Source organism: Luteolibacter sp. Populi (assembly GCF_040801775.1).
GTDB lineage: Bacteria > Verrucomicrobiota > Verrucomicrobiia > Verrucomicrobiales > Akkermansiaceae > Haloferula.
Genome location: NZ_CP161812.1, coordinates 5,540,749 through 5,560,397 on the forward strand (window position 1 = coordinate 5,540,749; position 19,649 = coordinate 5,560,397).

Sequence of the window (19,649 nt, forward strand, 5' to 3'; positions counted from 1 at the left end):
GGTCTGTGTCGCTGCGCTGAAGAGGAAGGGCGCTGGCGCGTGGGGCGAGTTGACCCGGTTGGCGCGATCCACGCGAAGCGCCTCCCCCACCTCTTCCCGCACAGCGGCAGTCTGATTTATGATTAGAAGATTAGTGATTAGTGATTTCTTTTCCGGATGGCCGGGACGGGAGGGGCGAGGCGGGAGGCAAACATCGAACATCGAACGTCCAACATTGAACGTCGAAGGAAGAGGAAGGGAGGGGGGCGGCGGCGATGTCTGTTCTTATGGCGCGATGGAGTGGGATGCCGGGGTGGCTTCTGCGGGGCGGGGCCTCCGCGGTCCCGGGGGGCAGGCGTGGGCCGGGGCTTTGGAGAGGGCGTTTGGGGTGAGGTGGGATGGTTCGGTGGCTTCGTCCGCCTGAAGGCGGGACTACGTACCCTTGGGGGCGGGAGTTGTTAGGGGGGCGCGGGGGTGGTGGAGGGGAGAAAGGCAGAATCACTAATCACTAATCTTCTAATCATAAATCGGTGTGTGTCGCTGCGCTGAAGAGGAGGGGCGCTGGCGCGTGGGGCGGGTTGACCCGGTTTGGCGCGATCCACGCGAAGCGTCCTTCCCCACCCCTTCCCCGCGCAGCGCAGTCTGATTTATGATTGGAAGATTAGTGATTAGTGATTTCTTCCAGACAGCGGTGGTCATGGGTCCCGGTGGCGGGGGATGAGGATTTGAGATTTGAGATTTCGGATTTGAGATTTCGGATTTGAGATCCGGGATCCGGGATCCGGGATCCGGGAGGGTGGGGAGGCGTTGGATGAAGTGGAGATGAAGAAGCGGTGAAGGGGAACGTGGTAAGTTTGCCGGTGGGGCGCGGGGAGGTTTCGGGGGCTTGGAAAGGGTTGACTGCGGGGTGGCTGTTCGGCTGGGGTGGGGAATGATTCGTTCCTCCTGGATGCTGTTTTTTTCGATGGGCCTGCCGGTATGCGTGTGCGTGTGCGTGTGCACGGCGGGTGATGTGTCGGTGCCGGTGCCTTCGCCTGAGCCGCGGGTGGAGCTGGTGACGGCTTCGCGCGGTTTTCCGTCGGAGGCGAGATCCCTGGCGGTGGCGGATCTGGATGGGGACGGGGATGGGGATCTGGTGAATCTGCCGGAGGGGGATGGCTCCATCACGAGTGATCCGCAGGCGTATTGGATGGAGAATCTGGGCGGGCGGGATTTCGCGCCGCTGCGGCTGGTGCATGTGGCGCCGCGGAATGGCGGGGCAGAGGTGGAGAGGCCGGCGGTGATGAATCTAACAGGAGATGCGAAGCCGGAGATCTTCGTGAGCCGGCTCTCGGCCGCGGGGCGTGAGCCGCTGGCGCTGACGCCGGATCTGGCGGGAAAGGGGCCGGCTCCGGTGGCGGGCAGGTCATTGGGCGCGGCGGCGGCGGCATCCCATGGTGTTTGGTCGACGGTGGATCTGGATGCGGACGGGCAGGGGGAGTTGCTCTTGATGACGGGGGAGTACACGGGGCCGGAGAGTTACGTGTCGAAGCTGCATGTCTACGACCGGCAGGGGGACGGGAGCTTCGCGGAATCGGCGGTGGTGCTGGAGGTGGAGGGTGCCGTTTTTCCGACGAGTTATGAGGCGGTGGATCTGGACGGGGATGGCGATCTGGAGTTGAGCCTGGGCTTGGATTACAGCCGGCTGGTGCTGGAGCGGACGGGGCCGCGGGCCTTCGCGGGGGAGCAGGTGTGGATCGAGGAGATCGAGGGCCACAGGCCGTGGGTGGATCTGGATGGGGATGGCCTGCCGGAGGCGGTGGGGACGAGTGGTGGCTGGGCGGAGAATCAGGGCGAGCTGAACTTCGATTGGCAGGAGGGGCCGCCGACATTGGCGGCGTTTGCATCGGCGCTTTTCAAGGAGATCGAGCGGCGGGCGGGTCAGCCGGCGCTGCTGCATGCGGTGGTGCCGCGGGAGGATGGCGGCTACGAGTGGGTGAAGGTGCCCTTCGGGACGGTGGAGCCGGTATCGCGGCAGATGCTGCCGGTGGATGCGGCGGGCAGTCCGGCCTTCCTGCGGATGGCGGATGTGGATGGGGACGGCCAGTTGGACCTGATCTACCGGTATGAGACGCAGTCTAACAGCGTGCTGCCGGGCCATGTGCTGGCGGTGGCGTGGGGTGCGGCGGCGGGGCCGGTATCGGCGCATGTGGTGCATGCGGGGCCGGGGGACGGGCACGGGGTGATCACGGGGGATTTCAATCGGGACAAGGCGATCGATCTGATCGCGGGGCCGGATGCGCTGGGGCGCTACGAGCTGCGCTTCAATGCGGGGCGGACGCCGGAGAGTGCGCCGGTGGGGACGGGGGAGTGGCTATCGCTGGAGGGTCTGGAGATCCCGGGGCTGACGCTGGAGATCCTGGCGGCGGGGCGGATCGATCGGGACAAGGTGCTGGACCTGGTGTGCGAGTATTCGCGGCCGACGGGCGGCGCGGCAGGCACGGGCCGGGAGCATGCGATCGTGGTGGTGCGGGGGCGGAAGGATGGGTCCTTCTACAAGCCGGTGCTGCCGGCGGACGCGCAGTTCATCGCGCAGGGCTTTTCCGCGGAGGGGAGCGAGCTGGTGGATTGGGATCGGGACGGGGATCTGGATCTGGTGGGCGGCGGGATCTGGCGGGAGAATGTGAAGGGGATCTTCCCGCCATTGCAGCGCTTGCTGGTGGAGCTGGGGAGCGGGACGGATTTCCTGGGGAATCCATTTACGATCGGGGGGACGGTGACGGGGGATCTGGATGGGGACAAGCGGCCGGATATCATCTCGCTGGTGTGGGGCGAGGGAGAAGGCGGGACGGGGCTGGGTAGCGGGCTGCCGAAGAAGATGCTGATCGCTTTCAACGACGGGCGCGGGGGCATCGCGCAGACGGTGGAGCTGCCGATTCAATTGGCGGATCGGGACGCCCTGGGGAACGGGGTGATGGGGAGCGCGGTGGTGGCGGATCTGAATGCGGACAAGCTGCCGGACTTGTGGATCCGGGAGTTCGAGGGGTTCGATTTCCTGGGCAATCCGCTGCCGGTGCATCGCTGGCTGCGGAACCCGGGGCGGGGCTCGCGGAATGTGGCGGAGTGGGTGTCGCAGCCGCTGGGGACGACGGTGCTGCCGGGGGTGGCGCTGGGGGACTTCGACGGGGACCGGAAGCTGGAGTGGGTGAGCCCGGATGGCTTCCTGAAGCCGACGAAGCAGGGGCCGCTGGTTTCGGATTCGTATGACTTTACGGGGGGAGTGACGCTGGGGGTGAGGGACTTCACGGGCGGGGTGGACTATGATGCGGACGGGGATGTGGATTTCCTGATCGGGGGAAAGTGGGCGCCGCTGCTGGTGCTGCTGAATCCGAGCGCGGATGGATTGAAGAAGCGGAAGGTGAAGGTGAAGGGGGTGAAGTGGGCGGAGGCGGTGAGGTGAGAGGTGAGAGGTGGAAAGGCGGAAGGCAAACATCGAACATCGAACGTCGAAGGAAGAGAAGGGAGCGGGGCGGAGCCTTTGACCGCTTGTTGGAAAGTAAAGTGGTGGTCCATCTCCGCTGCGCTCCGGTTGCGGTCCCGGGGGGAGGCATGGGGCGGGACTTGAGGGTGGCAGAAAGGCAGAAAAGGCGAATGCCGAACGTCCAACGCCGAACGCCCAATGTTGAATGGGGAGAGGGTTGGCGGGGGAGGATTAGGGATGATGGGGGGATCGCTTGGTGCTGCGTCCGCCTGAAGGCGGGACTACGTACCCTTGGGGTCGGGCTGTCAGGGTGGGTGCGCCGGGGGTGGGGCGGACATCATTGCTTGATGGCCTTCCTGCGGCGGGCGCGCCAGAGGAGGAGGGCGGACCATGGGAGGGCGGTGGCGAGGAGGATGAGCCAGTGGGGGAGGAGGGCTCTCCAGGTGCCTTGGTCCGCCCTCTGCATGAGTTCGGCGATCTGTTCGCGGTAGGTGGTTCCGGTCTTGAGGATGGGTGTCTCGCTTCGCAGGCCTTGGCCGCGGGCGAAGAGGGGCATGGGGAAGGGGTCCGGCTTGTCGATGACGGCACGGGCGGTGTCCGTGTAGAACTCGGGCTTGGCGATGGGCCGGTGGGAGATGGACAGAGTCGAGTGTGCTTGGGAGACGGCCCATCGGTCCCACACCACGGCCCCCAACCGGATGCGGGAGTAGTGTCATGCCCAAGCGATGAAGGCGATGAGCAGGAGGCCGGACCAGAAGGTGATGGAGCGGTGGAGGTGGTGCTTCATGCATGGAGGAGGAGAAAGAGGCGGGACCTACTCCGCCGCTACGAAGGGAAAACATCGAACATCGAACATCCAACATCGAATGAACAGCCGAAGGAAAGGCAGTCGGCGGCGGCGCGGCGGCTGGGGATTCACCGGCAGAGCTTGCAGCGGAAGTTGAGGAAGTTTTCGGGGTAGGGGCGTTGAGGGGAGGATCGAAGATCGAACGTCGAAGGAAAGGCACTTTTTCCTTTCGGTTCGGCTCGACTTGATAGGGGGAATATGTCATGCTCGCGGCATGGGTTTGGTGGAGGTTCTGCGGAACAAGCGGAAGGCGCTGCTGAGGGATGATGAGGTGATCCTGCTGCTGGTGCTGGCACGGCGGCCGATGCGGGCGCGGGATCTAAGGGAGGGGTCGAAGCTGCCGGAACGGACCTTCTGGCGGGGCTTCGAGGCGATGCAGAAGCAGGGTTGGGCGGAGGTGGTGGCGGCAGGGCGCGGGGTGAAGGGGGAGGGACGGGGGAAGTGCTCGCTGTGCCGGCTGACGCCGAAGGGGGAGGCGGAGGTGAGGCGGCTTTTCGGGGGAGTGGGGCCTTCGCTGGGGTGGGGGGGAGCGGGGGGTGTTATTTGGAGTGATGGGGGTGGGGCGAATCATCAATCACCAATCTTCCAGTCATCAATCGGACTGTGTTGCTGCGCTGAAGAGAGGGGAGAGGGATTGGTGGAGATTCTGGGGCGGGGGATGGCTACGGGTGCCCTGTCAGGGCACGGGACTTGAGTTGGGAGATCGCCCCGTTGGGGCTTTTGAGAGGGGCGAGGCGGGGCATTCGGGATGGGATGGACGGGACGCTTCGCGTGATGCGGGAGCGCGGTTCTCTTCCGCGCAGCGACTGGCTGATTGATGATTGAGAGATTGATGATTGGTGATTTCTTCTGAAGATGGCGTATCCTACGAAATATAAGATGAGTTACCCCAATATGGCGGCGGTGATGTGCCGGCTGGGGGCGACGGATGAGGATCTGGCGGAGGCATTCGGGGTGGCGGTGTCGACGCTGAACGGGTGGAGGAAGCGGCACGCGGGGTTCGCGGAGGCGCTGCGGGCAGGCAAGGGGGTGGCGGATGAGGCGGTGGAGCGCAGCCTCTTCGAGCGGGCGACGGGGTTCGTGCACGAGGAGGTGCATGTCTCGACCTATCAGGGGCAGGTGACCTTGACGCCGGTGCGGAAGCAGTACGCGCCGGAGGTATCGGCGGCGGTATTCTGGCTGAAGAACCGGCGGCCGGAGCGGTGGAGGGAGAAGGCGGAGGCTGCGGGCGGTGGGGTGAGGGAGGGATTGGAGGGTGTGATGGAGAGGATAAGGGGAAGACAAATCACTAATGACTAATCTTCTAATCATAAATCGAAGTGTGTCGCTGCGCTGAAGAGGGATGGGTGTGGAGTGCGGCGGCACGGTCTGCCCGTTACCCACATTTCCGTGACGCTTCACGGACGGCTCCTCCCCTGGGAGCGCGGAGCCACTGGCCCGCAGAATGGTCCCTTGCGGTTGTGGACACGGAAGGGTAAGCAGCCAAGCGACGGCGCTCTCCATCATTCCCACGCGATGTGTAGCGCTGCCAAGGTGGCTTCTGCGGGGCAGAGCCTCCGCGGTCCCGGGGGCAGGCATGGGGCGGAGGCGCTGGGGTGGCTCGCCTTTGCAGCGCCCCTCGCAGCAGGCTGCATCGGGACAGCGGCAGCAGGCTGCGCGCAGTCCACGGCGGCGGCGCCGCGGAAGACAGGCAAGTGAGGCAATGGCGGTCTCCACTATCTCCGCGCGATGGGAAGCGCTGCAGGGGTGGCTTCTGCGGGGCAGAGCCTCCGCGGTCCCGGGGGGCAGGCATGGGGCGGGGTGGCGGGGAGATGTGGCATTCTCCCGTGCTTCGTCCGCCTGAAGGCGGGACTACGTACCCTTGGGGGCGGGCTGTTAGGGGATCATTCGGGTCGTGGGCGAGTCTTCCTCTTCAGCGCAGCGACACCGTTCTGATTGATGATTGGAAGATTGGTGATTGATGATTTCTTCTACTATGACTGACGAACAATTATTGGCGGATCCGATGTGGCGCTTGCGGAACTTGTATCAGTGCCGCCTGGAAGGAAGAGGGACGGGAATTCCGTTCGTGCCGAGGCCGGAGCAGGAGATGATTTTCAGGCATCTGGTGGAGACGCCGCTGGTGCCCGCGTATATCGTGAAGTCGCGGCGGCTGGGGCTTTCGACGGGGATTTGCACGTTCCAGGCGGACCGGGCGGTGTTCGAGAGCGGGTGGCGGGGAGTGCTGATCGACCAGGATCAGCAGGATGCGACGAAGAAGATGGTGGAGATCATCCGCTTCGCGGTGGATTCGCTGGATCCGGAGTTCCTGAGGCATATCATTTTCGACAAGCGGAATGATTCGGAGTTGCGGCTGCGGGTGCGGGGGGAGGATGAGCGGAAGGATTCGGTGATCTTCGCGCTGACGGGGCATCGCGGGGGAGATTGCAACTTCCTGCATGTGTCGGAGTGGGGGCCGATCGCGGCGACGGATGCGAAGCGGAGCGGGGAGATCCGGGCGGGGGCGCTGCCGGCGGCGCGGCTGGGCCGTAAGGTGATCGAGACGACGTGGATGGGCGGGAAGGGCGGGGATCTGTGGGAGCTGATCAAGCCGGTGCTGGAGAAAGATCCGAATGCGGAGGGGGTGGTCTATTTTTTCCCGTGGCACGATGATCCGCTGGCGGTGAAGACGACGGGGGAGCTGACGCCGGAGACGGAGGAGTATTTCCGCGATCTAACAGGGCGGCTGGACGGGAAGAGTTTCTCCGCGGAGCAGCAGAAGTGGTGGACGGGGAAGAAGCTGGAGCAGGGGATGTTCATGAGCCGGGAGTATCCATCGACGCTGGAGGAGGCGTTCCGCTCGCCGGTGGAGGGGGCGGTGTTCGCGCGGCGGATGGATGAGGCGCGGGGGGAGGGGCGGATCCGGCCGTTTGCCTGGGATCGGGCGGAGCTGGTGCATACGTTCTGGGATCTGGGGAGCATGCGGAATACGCGGGTGGCGTATGTGCAATTCGTGGGGCGGGAGATTCACGTGATCGACCACGATGACGGGAGCCTGGAGATGACGCCGGCGGCGCGGGTGGCGCACATGGAGAAGAAGGGCTACTACTATGGTCACCATTTCATGCCGCACGATGCGGCGGCGCAGGAATTCGGCGGGAAGAACGTGCAGCAGCAGATGAACGAGGCGGGGCTGGAGGGGGTGCGGATCATCCCGCGCTGCCGGGAGATCTGGCCGGGGATCAACAAGCTGCACGAACTGCTGCCGCGGATGGTCTTCCATGCGGAGAAGTGCGCGCGGCTGGTGGCGGCGGCGGAGCAGTACCATACGCGGAAGAGCCCGGTGGACGGGCATCTAACAGACGTGATCGTGCAGGATTGGAGCACGCACGATGTGGATACGCTGCGGATGATGGCGGAGGCGATGCTGAACGGAATGACGAGAGAGGAGGTTGTTCGGGTGAGGGCTGACTTGAGGGGAGATGGGAGGGCGCGGGCGGGGGGGTATTCGCGGGGAGGAATTACTAATTACTAAGCACTAATTCTTAAACGGAAGGCAGGGAAACATCGAACATCGAACGTCCAACATTGAACATCGAAGTGAAGAAGAAGGATGAATCGGGGCTCTTCCCTGGCCCCCTGGTCCTGGTTGCTGGCCCCTTGGCTTCGCCGTTCGAGAGGGCGGCGCGGGCGCATCTTTCGCTGGGGAGTGACTGGAGCTTTGCGGAGGTGGTGGAGGCGCATGCGGGGTCCGGGTATGTGTTGGTGACGCCGGAGGTATTTCTGTTAGGGCGGGCGGTGAATTCGGATTGGAGCGATGCGGAGTTGTGCGATCCGCATTTGTGGAGCGCGGAGCCGGATTGCTGGCATGTGTGGCTGCTGGCAGGGGATGCGTCGCGGGCGTGGGGCTTGCTGCCGTACGAGCTGCCCTGGGTTTCGTTTCACCGGCGGGGGAGGTTGCGGGTGCTGCGGGAGGAGGCGGTGCGGCGGATGACGGTGTGAGGGGCGGGAGGGAGTTTGCTAGTGTTCAGTGTTCAGTTTTCAGGGAAGGCATGGAGTACCGTGAGGGGCACACGAAAAAGCCCGGCGATGCTTGGGGGTATCGCCGGGCGGGAGGATTTGGTTTTTTTAAGGATAGATGGCTTCAATAGCGGTATTCGAGGCCGAGGGTGATGAGGTCAATCTCCTTGTCGGCCACGGGGGTCTCGCCCTTCTGATATTCCAGGGTGAGGCCGGTGTAGTCGGACATCCACCAGGTGAGATTGGTGGAGAAGAGGTCGGAGTAGCCGCCTTCCCCGCCGAGGGCGTCCAGGAACTTGTAGTTCACGCTGAAGACCAGCGGCGTTTTGCCGAACTGGCCTTCGTCCTTCTTTTTGCGGAAGAGGCCGATGTCGATGCCGGTATCGAGGCCGACGCGGAACCAGTCGTCGCCTTTCTTGCGCTTGGAGTAGATGCTGGTTTCGTGGGTCTCGCTGTAGTCGACGAGACCGGTGAAGCGGAGCCGGTATTCGCCGGAGCAACAGGCATTCCAATCGTTGAACCTGAAATCGCGTCTATCGCCGGACGCGAAGGGAGCGTCGATCCCGAAGATGCCACCGGTGTAGGTGAGGGCAAGGGTGCTGCCCCAAATGGCACCGTCGAAATCGGTATCGGTCTGGTAATAGGGTTCGATGATCGCGTTGAAGGCCCTGGCCTTCGCGCCGCCGACGCGATCGAAGTATATGGGTAGCGCGAACTTGAGTTCATCGATGTCCGTCTTCCCTATCTCCTGTTTCTCCTGGAGATTCCAACTGACGGAAGGCAGGAAGGCGAGACGGGTGCTGTAGCTGAGTGTCTCGCTGGTGCGGATGATGGGGATGTAGACGGCACCCTCCGAGTTCCACGCGCCGCTGCCGTCTTCGAGGCGGTTATCGCTGAAGCTGAGCTTGGCCCCCTTGGCCTTGCTGATGTCAGGGTCCGGGCCGGAGGTGATGATGCTGCCCAAGCCCTCCCGGATGCTGGCGGTGCTGCGCCGGATGCGGAAGGGCCCGGCGGAGAAGGAGGTGACGGGATTGTCCAGGAGTTGAATCTTCTCCTTGGCCACCCGTTCTTCCTGGACGAGCTTATCGCGGACACTGGGGCCGTAGGTGACGGTAGTCTTGGTCTTGTCGGGATTTACGGCGGTGCGCTTGATCTTGATGAGGGGCTCGGTGAGGAGGGGGATTTTTTCCCTACGGGGCCTGTCATCATGAACCTCGAGATCGGTGGCCTTCCCGTACTTGCGCCGGACGGCGTCCTTGTCCCAGGGAGGCTGGCCGAGTGTGCCCCTCAGTTCCGTGAGGTAGTAGCCCACGATGGTCCTCTTCTGCGCGGGCGAGGCACCTTTCGGGGCGGCGAGCTTGAGTTCGTCGAAGAGGTAGCCGACGGTCTCCGATTCGGTGATTTTCGGGCCTTTGGCGTGGTCGTTGATCTCGGCAGCATCCGCGGCGCCGAGGAGGAGGAGAAGAAGGGAGCACTTGGGGGTGGCGTGCATGGCTGATCGGAGTTGGATGGGTGGTGGCGGTTAGGAGTCAGGCCTGTCGGCACCTCGTGAAGATGGCATTGTCGAGCTTGTTGAGAGTGTCTGCTTTTTCCAAGGCGCTGTCACCGATGCCACCCTCATTGATGACATCGTTGAACCACTCGAGGTTGATCGGGCCCTTCAAAGCCTTCCGCCTTGTCGCATCGAGAAGAGTTTTATGGGGGTCGGTGTGCTCGAGGTTGAAGCCATAGACGGAATAGATCATGGCACGGGTCCGGCTTTCGACCTGTGGGAAGGTGATTCCCGCGGGCCTGCTGTTCTCGGTCTTGAAGAGTTTGCTCCCGGCCCCGCTCCGGAAGTCAATCGTGGCCGTAGGTGATTCCGAGGCGGCGCAGATCTCCATGTGCTGGAGGACGGCCTTGATGAAGATCCCCGGGGTTGCCTTGATAGCGGCCTTCTTGGCGGGGGCTTTTTTCGCTGCGGCCTTCTTGGCAGGAGCTTTCTTGGAGGGCTTTTTTGCGGACATGGGAATGGTGGTGTTCCGGTGGTTTTCTTTTTTTGTGCCTGTAACGAGGCAGGATGGGGAGGATCCGCGCGGCACGGAGCGGTGGGGGAGGTTTCCGTATCTTTATACGGGTGCCGGTTATCTGCTTGTATGGAAACGGGGAGGGTTTGGCAATCCAATTCATCTTCGGATGTGTTAAGTTTCCCGCTTGTTAGTTGCGGGTCTGCGATCGTCCTCGAGATCTGAAATTTGAAATCTCAGATCCGAGGAACTTGGCAGTAGAAGAGTTGTTGGCGGGAGAGGAGAATGTGGGGGTATGACTTCGCCAAAATCCGTGATGCCTACGAGCCCGCCGCCGCCACCTGCACCGAGGGCCAGTGATGCGGCGGAGGGGGCCGATCGACTTGAGGAAGATTTGAGGAAGAAAAGGAGGTCGGTGGCTTCTTCTTTTCTGGGCGGGAGCTCGATGGGTGGCGGGACGCCGGGGGGACTTCTTTCCTGGGGTGAGGCGGGGATGCTGGGGTTTTGAAAGGCAAACATCGAGCATCGAACGTCCAACATCGAACGTCGAATGCTGAGTGGAAAGGCAGGGGTGGGTTCGGGGCGGGAGGGTGAGGAGGGGGTATCTTGGATCTGAAATTTAAGATCTGAGATTTGAGATTCGGGATTCGGGATTTGAAATTTGGAATTTATATATGATGACGGGAGAAGATGTGATCAGGACGCGGGAGGAGCTGGCGGGGTTGCGGGCGCCGTTCGAGGGGCATTGGAATGAGCTGGCGGAGATCTTCACGCCGTTCCGGAGGATCGGGCAGGATGCGCCGGATCTTTTGGACTCGGCGGCGATGTTCGATAGTACGCCGCGGCAGTCGGCGCAGATTTTTGCGAACGGGTTGTGCTCGTTGATCGTGCCGCGGGAGGAGCAGTGGTTCGAATTCGTGCCGGAGAAGGGGCTGGGGGAGGATGATGAGGCGCAGAAGTGGTACCGGGAGGCGAGCGAGACGGCGCACGGGTATCTGGAGGCGTCCAACTTTTACGAGGAGATGCAGGAGGCGCTCTTCGAGAGCGGGGTGCACGGGACTTGCTCGCTGTATTGCGGGGAGCTGGATGAGAAGGGGGAGTTGTGCTTTCTCAATCAGACGGTGGGGACCTACTATATCGCGGAGGATGCGAAGGGGCGGGTGAACGTGCATGTGCGGGACCTGTCGCTGACGGCGGACCAGGCGGCGGATGAGTTCGGGAAGGAGGCGCTGCCGCGGAAGATCGCGGGGATGGTGGGGACGCCGCGGGGGATGAGCGAGCGGCATGACTTCGTGCACCTGGTGGCGAAGCGGCGGGGAGATGTGCCGGAGGATGCGCCGGAGAATCTGAAGCTGCCGTACGTGGATCTGGTGGTGTGTGCGGAGGATAAGGCGGTGGTGCGGAGGTCGGGGCTGAATGATTTTTCCTTCGCGGTGCACCGGTATGCGAAGCATGGGAAGTGCGTGTACGGCTTCGGGCCGGGGGCGCTGGCGAAGGGGGATTCGCGGCAGCTTTCCTTCCTGAACGAGCTGGCGGACCTGGGGACGGAGAAGGCGGTGTTCCCGCCTTTGCTGGCCTCGGCGGATCTGGAGGGGGAGATCGCGCAGGGGGCGCTGGAGGTGACGTACCGGGATCCGAATAGCGCGGGATCGGACGTGCGGGAGTTGCATTCCCAATCGCGCTATGATATCCTGAAGGATCGGCTGGCGGACAAGAAGGAGATGGTGCAGCAGGCCTTCCATGTGGATCTGTTCAAGCTCTTCTCGATGCGGTCGCGGGACCGGGCTCCGCTGACGGCGACGGAGGCAAACATGATCGCGGGGGAGAAGTTCACGCAGTTCAGCCCGGTGTATGGGCGGATCATGAACGAGATGATCGATGTGGTGCTGGCGCGGGTGTTCGCGGTGCTGTTTCGGGCGGGGAAATTCGGGGAGGCTCCGGAGAGCGTGAAGGGGTCGCAGGGCGGCGGGCGGATCCGGTATAAGAACAAGATCGCGCTGGCGATGCAGGCGAAGGAGAACGGGTCGCTGAGCGAGTTCTTCGGGCTGCTGATGCCGATGCTGCAGGTGTTTCCGGAGATGGGGAGGCTGATCCTGAATGCGTATAACCCGGAGCTGATGGTGCGGGATCTGATCCGGAACAGCGGCCAGCCGGAGCGCTGGCTGGCGACGGTGAAGGAGATGCAGGCGCGGGGGGCGGCGCAGGCGGAGGCGATGGCGGAGCGGGCGCAACTGGAGAATGCGGGGATGGCGGCGAAGGCGGGGATGGGGGGAGGAGATGCCAATCACTAATCACTAATCTTCTAATCATAAATCAGTCTGGCGCTGCGCGAAGAGGGGGCGCTGGCGCGTGGGGCGGGGCTGTTTGGGGGCTTTGTTGGAGGTGGGGGACGGGTGATGGGCTCGTCCGCCTGAAGGCGGGACTACCTACCCTTGGGGGCGGGTTGTTGGGGTGGGTTCGTTTGGCTTGGAACTTTGAATTACATATGAGTGCGATTACGGAGAAGCAGGCGGTGCAGCGGGAGGCTGCGGCGCGGAAGCGGGCGGAGGAGGAGGCGGATATGCTGCTGGTGGCGCGGTTGTTTTCGACGCCGGACGGGGAGCGGGTGCTGGAGCTGATGATGCGGAGGTTCGGGGTGCTGGCCCCGCGCTTCGTGCCGAATGAGAAGGGGGAGCTGAGCGCGATCCGGGCGGGGAAACGGGACGGGCAGGCGGAGGTGGTTTTGTGGGTTCTTCAATGCTTGAGGGTCGGGGGGAAGGAGAGGGTGAGTTTCGGAGTGTGAGGAGTGGGAAGGCGGAATCACCAATCACTAATCTTCCAATCATAAATCGAAGTGGCGCTGCGCGAAGAGGGAGGGCGCTGGCGCGTGGGGCGGAGATCTGCGGATGGCTGCGACTGATGCGCCAGCGGTCTTCCTGCCTTCTTCCCGCGCAGCGGCAGACTGATTTATGATTGGAAGATTGGTGATTGGTGATTTCCGGATGGCCCGGGCGGCGGGGAGGGGGATTTAAGATCTGAGATTCGAAATTTAAGATGAAGAGGTACTATGAATGAAGTAGCATCACAGGAAACGGTGGCAGCTCAGGAGCCGGTGAAGCCGGCGGGCGGGTTTTTCAGGGAGGACCTGGTGGCGAAGGAGGGAAAGCTGGCGGAGGGATGGTCGGGGAGGTTCGAGGAGATGGGGCTGGGGCGGCTGGCGGCGAAGGGGGCGCAGTCGAAGGATGAGGCGTCGTTCTGGAAGATGCTCGATGATACGATCGGGCACGCGAGCAAGAAGATGGTGAGCCGGCCGGGGGAGGGCGCGGCTCCGCAGGAGCTGTCGGAGTACCCGGAAGCTGGTGGATGCGCCGGAGGCGGCGGAGGCGTATGGATTCAAGCCGGAGAAGCTGCCGGCGGGCTGGGCCTGGGATGATGCGGTGGCGGAGGAGGTGCATGGCATCCTTCACAAACATCATGCGCCGAAGGGGCTGGGGCGGGAGTTATCGGATTTCTATGTGAAGACGATGGAGTCGCAGGCGCGGGAGGCGCGGGAGGTGGTGGAGGGAAGGATCGCGGGGCTGGCGGAGGAGTCGCGGGCGCGCTTCGCGAAGGAGTGGGGGGAGGATGCGGAGACGCGGCGGGCGGCGAATGCGGAATTCGTGAAGGCAAGGAAGATCGACACGCGGGATCCGATCGTGCGGGCGGCGCTGTCGCATCCGGAGATCGTGAGGATGATCGACGAGGCGCGGCGTGCGGCGAAGGAGGTGCCGCTGGCGGGGGTGGACAAGGAGGTCTTCAGCGGGAGCGCCTCGCCGCGGGAGCAGGCGCAGGAGATCATGAGGGGGGATCGGAATTGGACGAATGATCCGGTGAAGGTGAGGAAGGTGGGGGAGTTGTATGGGGGGAAGAAGAAGAGGTAAGGCGGAAATCACTAATCACTAATCTTCTAATCACAAATCGGTCTGCCGCTGTGCGGGGGGAGGTGAGGAAGGGCGCTGGCGCGTGGGGTGGTCCGCACAGAGGACCGTGCGGACCACCTCTCTTCGCGCAGCGCCACTTCGATTTGTGATTAGAAGATTAGTGATTAGTGATTAGTGATTTTATCTGAAGTGGCGGCTTGGCAGTAGAAGGCGGGAGGGGGTTTAGGGCATGGTGGGGATGCGGCTTGGAGGATAACCGGGTGCTCTTTGCGGAGCGCGAGGCCCTCGGATGAGAGCTGCCCGGATTTGGACCGTGGCGACCCTGTGATGAACGGGTGAATCGCGAACCAGGAAGATGGGATGTGGGGTTCCACGGTCGCATGGGGCGGCAGGTGGGAGGTTTCCCCGCATCGCGAGATTCAACTATCACGATTTATCTAACATGGCCTTTGACAGCAATATCCCGGACGGGTTTCCGGCACTCTATGACGATCAGTGGCGGATCGAGTTCCAGCAGCTTTCGGCGCGGCTGGCTCCATTCGTGACGATCGATACGATTCACGGGGAGGGGAAGCGCTACCAGCGTCTCCCGAAGGTGGCGGCACGCCAGATCACGACGCGCTTCGGCGATACGAATCCGGACGACATCGATGCGGAGTACCGCTGGCTGTATACGAACTTCAAGGACAGCGCGCATATCCTGGACCGGCGCGAGCAGATGCAGCTGGGCAGCGTGGGCTCCCCGCATGCGGCGATCATGCGGCTGCAGATGGCGGCGGCGCGGCGTGACCAGGATGCAACGCTGATCGCGGGGATCGCGGGGACGGTGCAGTCCGGCAAGACGGGTGGCACGGCGATCAGTTTCGCGAGCGAGTGCGCGAGCATCGGGGCGACCTTCGTGGATGCGGGGACGCCGGTTTCGAGCGGGCTGACCTTCGCGAAGCTGCTGGAGGTTTCGACGCTCTTCGGCCTGGCGGAGGTGGGCGGGCAGGATGCGGAGAATACCTACCAGGGCTGCGTGGTGGTGACGCACCGCCAGATCAAGGACCTGCTGCGGGAGGAGAAGCTGACCAGTGCGGACTACGGGATCCGGCGCTTGCTGGACGGCCAGGTGGTGGCCTTCGCGGGGCTGGCGATCAAGGCGGTGACGCCGGATCTGCTGCCGCACAATGCGGGCACGGACATCCGGACTTGCTATGCCTTCGCGCGGGAGGCGGTGGCCTTCGGGATGGCGGAGAATCCGGCGGCCTTCGTGGACGTGCTGCCGACCAAGCGGCACGACCTGCAGCTGCGGACGGAGTGGGGCTGGGGTTGCACGCGCCTGGATGGCGACGGGGTGATCGAGATCCTGTGCGACGAATCGCCGCCGGTGGCCTGATGGCGGTCTAACACGAACCGAGGGAGACAAGGAGAGACTATCATATTATGGCTACGATTCAATCGACACAACGGATCGCCCAGGTGGCGGCGGGGGCGGACTTCAACGACCGGATCAACGACAAGCGCACGATCGAGGGGGCGGTGCAGTTCGCGTTCATCGACGTGCCGATCGCGACGGACAATGTGGCGACGAACGCGATCGATCTGATCGAGTTGCCGCTGGGGGCGATCGTTTACCCGGAGCTATCGCGCTTCCATGTTCTGTCCGATCCGACGGACGGGGTGCTGACCGGGGACATCGGGGACTCGGGGGACGTGGATCGCTACAGCGACGGGGCGAACCTGGCCGCGGTGGGGGCGGTGGAGTTCCTGGCACCGGCGATTCCGGACGGGTTCACGAACCGGCACCAGGTGACGGCGGCGACGCGGCTGGTGAAGCTGACGCTGGCGACCTTCACGGGGGTGAAGGCGAATGCGACGGTGCGTGTGGTGCTGGCTTATAAGAGCCTGTGATGGGTGGGGGGCGGCGCTTCTTTTGGGGAGTGCCGTCCCTTTTCGTTCGAATCACTAACCACTAATCTTTTAATCATAAATCGGTCTGCGCTGCGCGGAAGAGGGGGGGAGGGGCGCTGGCGCGTGATTGGGGGGCGTGCGGGTGACGCGTCAGCGCCTTACCTCTTCGCGCAGCGCCACTTCGATTTATGATTGGAAGATTAGTGATTAGTGATTCTGGAATCAGGGGAAGGCTTGGAGCCGGGTTTTTTGGCGAAGGGAAAATACTATGATCACGGAGACGGATTTGGCGAATCGGGCGCTGGGACATATCGGGGAGATGAGGATTTCCGATATCAATGATGTGGAGGGCAAGGCGGCGCGGACTTGCAAGGGGTGCATCGGGCAGGTGATCGATGAGACGCTGCGGGAGCACCGGTGGAATTGCGCGATCGCGCGGGCGACGCTGAGCGAGCTGGCGGAGGGACCGGGGCACGGGTTCGGCCATGCGTTCCAGCTGCCGGGGGACCTGCTGCGCCTGTTAGAGGTGAACGGCGAGGCCTTCGAGGCATCGGACGAATTTTACGAGGTGGAGGAGGGGAAGCGGTTGCTGACGGATGCGAGCCGGGTGCAGATCCGCTATGTGCGGCGGATCGCGGTGCATGAATTCGATCCCCTGTTAGGGCGGGCGGTGGCGGCGGCGCTGGCGGCGGAAATTTGCATTCCTCTGAATCTGAACGTGCAGATGCAGGCGCAGCTGGAGGGGCTGAAGCTGCGGGCGATCGGGCGGGCGCGGCAGGTGGACGCGATCGAGACGGGCTCGCGCGAGAACCGGCCGCTGGAGCGGCTGCGCGGGCAATCGCCGCTGATCAATTCCCGCGGCAGCCGCCGTGAACCCCTGCGCTTCCGACTGCCATGAAGACGATCGAGCGAAGGGTGAGCTTCAACGGGGGCGAGTTCAGTCCGTGGACGGATCCGCGGATCGACATGGAGAAGTACCGCACGGGCTGCCGGCGGCTGGAGAACTTCCGGCCGGCGATCTATGGCGGGGCCTTCTCGCGGGCGGGGACGCTGCTGGTAGGACGGCAGGCGAACGGGGCGGCGAGGGCGCGGCTGGTGCCCTTCGAGTTCAGCGCGGAGACGAGCCTGATGCTAGAGTTCACGCACCTGGAGCTGCGGGTCTTCACGGCCGGGGCGGTTCCACAGGTGCCGCTGATGACGACGGCGGCGGTGGATGAGGCGTCCTGGGCAGGCGGGACATTCTACAAGCGGGGGACCTGGGTGAACTACACCGGTGGCGGGCCGCCGCGGGGGACCTACGTTTGCAAGGAAGACCATATAGCGGGTGCCACGCTCGCGGAGCACATCGCGAAGTGGGGGACGCCTTTCACGGCGGGATATTACACGGCGTGGGCACCGGGGACGGCCTATGTAACGGGAGATATCCGGATGATCGAAAGCGGCGCGAACGCGGGGGTGTGGCGGTGCGCGGTGAGCCACACGAGCAGCAGTTCCTTCGCGACGGATCTGGGAGCAGGGACGCCGAAGTGGGAAGTCCGCGCCGAATTCAAGCGGGCGACGCCGTATGAAGCGGAGGAGCTCGACGAGCTGCAATTCGCGCAACAGAACGACCTGATCATCATCACGCATCCGAAGCATGCGCCGCGGGTGTTATCGCGGTATGCCGACAACAAGTGGACGATCGAGCCGCTGGTGCAGGAGTGGCCGGCGCTGCGGGACGAGAATATCACGGACACGACGCTGACGGCGGGCGCGGTGACGGGGAGCGCGATCACGATCACGGCGAATCCGGGGATTTTCAATAGCGGGCATGAAGGCACGCGCTGGGTGATGCGGCACCGCCGGAAGTCGCCCTACAAGGTTCTCGCGTTCAAGGATGCGCTGCTGAACGCGCTGTCCGGGAATTTGTTCGTCCTGGGAGATTGGTCGCTGACCTGCGTGACGGGGGCGGGGACGGGAAGCTGGGAGGCGGTGGCGGTGGTCGAGCGATCCTATAACAAGGTCACCTGGGAGACGGTGCGGAGCCTGGTGGCGAGCCGGACGGACCGCAGCGGGATCATCACGGGCACGGAGATCGACCCGTGCTGGCTGCGGGTGCGGCTCGATGCGATCTCGGGTGCGGGCACTGCGCCGGACCATGGGAAGTACACGCTGGAAGCGGTGGATCCGGATCACTACGGGATCTTCGAGGTGACGGACTACTCGAGTCCGACGAGCGTGACGGCGAAGGTGATCTTCGAGATCGAGGGGGTAGTGCCGACGAAGGATTGGGCGGAGCCGGCGTGGAGCGACTACCGCGGGTGGCCGCGGACGGTGTGCCTCCACGAGACGCGCCTGTTCTTCGGCGGGAATGCGGCGCAACCGCAGACGATCTGGGGAAGCACGATCGATGATTACTATAACTTCCGGTTAGGCTCGAACGATGACATGGCGCTGGCCTTCACGCTGGCGCAGCGGGCGGACTCGATCCAGTGGCTGGTCTCGCAGGAGGCGCTGCTGGTGGGGACGGCAGGGGCGGAGGGGCCGGTGGGCTCGCGGGAGCAGGACAAGGCGCTGAGCCCGGTGAACGCGAAGGCGGGGCGCTTCTCCCAGACGGGCAGCGCCTTCATCCAGGCGGTGGCGGTGCAGGATGCGGTGGTCTTCATCAACCGCAGCCGGCGGAAGGCGTGGGAATTCGCATTCTCCTTCGAGGCGGACGGCTTCAAGGCGAACGACCTGACGCTGCTGGCGGAGCACGTGGCGGACGGGGGGATCCGGCAGATCGCGCTGCAGCGGAAGCCGGATCCGGTGCTGTGGGCGGTGGATGCATCCGGACAGCTACTAGGGGTGGCGTACGAGCGCAGCCAGCGGGTGGCGGGATGGTTCCGCTACGTGACGGAGGGGACGATCGAGAGCGTGGCGGCGCTGGGCGGGGATGGGGAGGAGGACCAGGTGTGGATCACGGTGCTGCGGGCGGGCGGCAGGTTTATCGAGCGCTTCCAGCCGGAGCGCGGGCGGCTTTTGAAGGAGGGGGATCAGGCGCACCTGTGCGGGGCGGATGCGGCGGTGATCCGCGAGGGCGGGCCGGCGACGGTGATCGGCGGTCTATCGCACCTGGAGGGGCAGGAGGTCTGCGTGCTGGCGGATGGCGCGCCGCAGTCTAACAGGACGGTGGCGGGCGGCGAGATTGTCCTGGATGCGCCGGCGGCGGTGGTGATCGCGGGGCTGCCCTTCGCGTGTTATTTGCAGCCGACTTTCATGGAGACGAATGATCCGGCATCGGTCTCGAAGGTGGCGTGGAAGAATATCCACCGGGTGACGCTGGAGCTGTGGAAGTCGTTGGGCTGCTCGGTCTCGTGCAATGGCGGGGAGACCTGGGAGCGGGTGGAGTTTCTCCAGCAGGGGGATGCGATGGATGAGGCGCTGCCGCTCTTCACGGGGGTGAGGGAGCTGCTGGTGGAAGGGCGGAGCGAGAGGCAGGTCTCGCCGATTCTGAGGCAGGACCAGCCGCTGCCGCTGAATGTGCAGTCATTGCATGTGTGGCATGAGATGAACGGGGCGTGAGCTTCAGTATGCGCGTGGGGACC

The 19,649-nt window shown here is 63.9% G+C and carries 16 protein-coding genes; 13 read left to right on the forward strand and 3 right to left on the reverse strand.

From position 1 onward, the window contains the following. Positions 1-910: 910 nt before the first annotated feature. Positions 911-3,418, forward strand: a complete 2,508-nt coding sequence (locus tag ABWK72_RS22485; protein WP_367871824.1) for an FG-GAP repeat domain-containing protein — start codon at positions 911-913, stop codon at positions 3,416-3,418. A 358-nt stretch (positions 3,419-3,776) separates the two neighbouring features. On the opposite strand, the gene ABWK72_RS22490 is transcribed toward ABWK72_RS22485, so the two are convergent. Further along, a complete protein-coding gene (locus tag ABWK72_RS22490; protein WP_367871825.1) occupies positions 3,777-4,124 on the reverse strand; it encodes a hypothetical protein in 348 nt (115 codons plus the stop codon). A gap of 93 nt (positions 4,125-4,217) precedes the next feature. Between ABWK72_RS22490 and ABWK72_RS22495 the strand changes: the two genes are divergently transcribed. From ABWK72_RS22495 to ABWK72_RS22510, 4 genes are all read left to right on the forward strand, one after another. Further along, on the forward strand, positions 4,218-4,400 hold the full coding sequence (locus ABWK72_RS22495) for a helix-turn-helix domain-containing protein (RefSeq protein WP_367875369.1): 183 nt from the start codon (positions 4,218-4,220) through the stop codon (positions 4,398-4,400). 765 nt (positions 4,401-5,165) lie between these two features. Beyond that, positions 5,166-5,585 (forward strand): terminase, encoded by a 420-nt coding sequence (locus ABWK72_RS22500; RefSeq protein ID WP_367871826.1) that lies wholly within the window; start codon positions 5,166-5,168, stop codon positions 5,583-5,585. 676 nt (positions 5,586-6,261) lie between these two features. Then, positions 6,262-7,800, forward strand: coding sequence for a hypothetical protein (locus tag ABWK72_RS22505; protein ID WP_367871827.1), 1,539 nt, complete (start codon positions 6,262-6,264; stop codon positions 7,798-7,800). 125 nt (positions 7,801-7,925) lie between these two features. Then, the gene (locus ABWK72_RS22510; RefSeq protein WP_367871828.1) at positions 7,926-8,267 is read left to right on the forward strand and encodes a hypothetical protein; all 342 of its coding nucleotides are present in this window, start codon (positions 7,926-7,928) and stop codon (positions 8,265-8,267) included. A gap of 142 nt (positions 8,268-8,409) precedes the next feature. On the opposite strand, the gene ABWK72_RS22515 is transcribed toward ABWK72_RS22510, so the two are convergent. Continuing rightward, complete coding sequence (locus tag ABWK72_RS22515) at positions 8,410-9,777, reverse strand: hypothetical protein (RefSeq protein ID WP_367871829.1); 1,368 nt, start codon at positions 9,775-9,777, stop codon at positions 8,410-8,412. Positions 9,778-9,814: 37 nt separating this feature from the next. Further along, positions 9,815-10,291, reverse strand: a complete 477-nt coding sequence (locus ABWK72_RS22520) for a hypothetical protein (protein ID WP_367871830.1) — start codon at positions 10,289-10,291, stop codon at positions 9,815-9,817. Between the two features lie 674 nt (positions 10,292-10,965). Here ABWK72_RS22520 and ABWK72_RS22525 point away from each other — a divergent pair. From ABWK72_RS22525 to ABWK72_RS22560, 8 genes are all read left to right on the forward strand, one after another. Continuing rightward, positions 10,966-12,582: a portal protein gene (locus ABWK72_RS22525; RefSeq protein WP_367871831.1), complete on the forward strand. Its 1,617-nt coding sequence runs from the start codon at positions 10,966-10,968 to the stop codon at positions 12,580-12,582. A gap of 194 nt (positions 12,583-12,776) precedes the next feature. Continuing rightward, entirely contained in the window at positions 12,777-13,073 is a 297-nt protein-coding gene (locus ABWK72_RS22530) for a hypothetical protein (RefSeq protein WP_367871832.1), read from the forward strand. A gap of 264 nt (positions 13,074-13,337) precedes the next feature. After that, the gene (locus tag ABWK72_RS22535; protein ID WP_367871833.1) at positions 13,338-13,703 is read left to right on the forward strand and encodes a hypothetical protein; all 366 of its coding nucleotides are present in this window, start codon (positions 13,338-13,340) and stop codon (positions 13,701-13,703) included. After that, entirely contained in the window at positions 13,630-14,190 is a 561-nt protein-coding gene (locus ABWK72_RS22540) for a hypothetical protein (protein WP_367871834.1), read from the forward strand. Before ABWK72_RS22535 ends, ABWK72_RS22540 begins: the two co-directional genes overlap by 74 nt. Positions 14,191-14,632: 442 nt before the next feature. Then, a complete protein-coding gene (locus ABWK72_RS22545) occupies positions 14,633-15,568 on the forward strand; it encodes a phage capsid protein (protein ID WP_367871835.1) in 936 nt (311 codons plus the stop codon). A gap of 47 nt (positions 15,569-15,615) precedes the next feature. Next, positions 15,616-16,083, forward strand: coding sequence for a hypothetical protein (locus tag ABWK72_RS22550; protein ID WP_367871836.1), 468 nt, complete (start codon positions 15,616-15,618; stop codon positions 16,081-16,083). A gap of 319 nt (positions 16,084-16,402) precedes the next feature. Further along, positions 16,403-16,981, forward strand: a complete 579-nt coding sequence (locus tag ABWK72_RS22555) for a hypothetical protein (protein WP_367871837.1) — start codon at positions 16,403-16,405, stop codon at positions 16,979-16,981. Then, the gene (locus tag ABWK72_RS22560) at positions 16,978-19,626 is read left to right on the forward strand and encodes a hypothetical protein (protein ID WP_367871838.1); all 2,649 of its coding nucleotides are present in this window, start codon (positions 16,978-16,980) and stop codon (positions 19,624-19,626) included. Before ABWK72_RS22555 ends, ABWK72_RS22560 begins: the two co-directional genes overlap by 4 nt. Positions 19,627-19,649 lie beyond the last annotated feature (23 nt).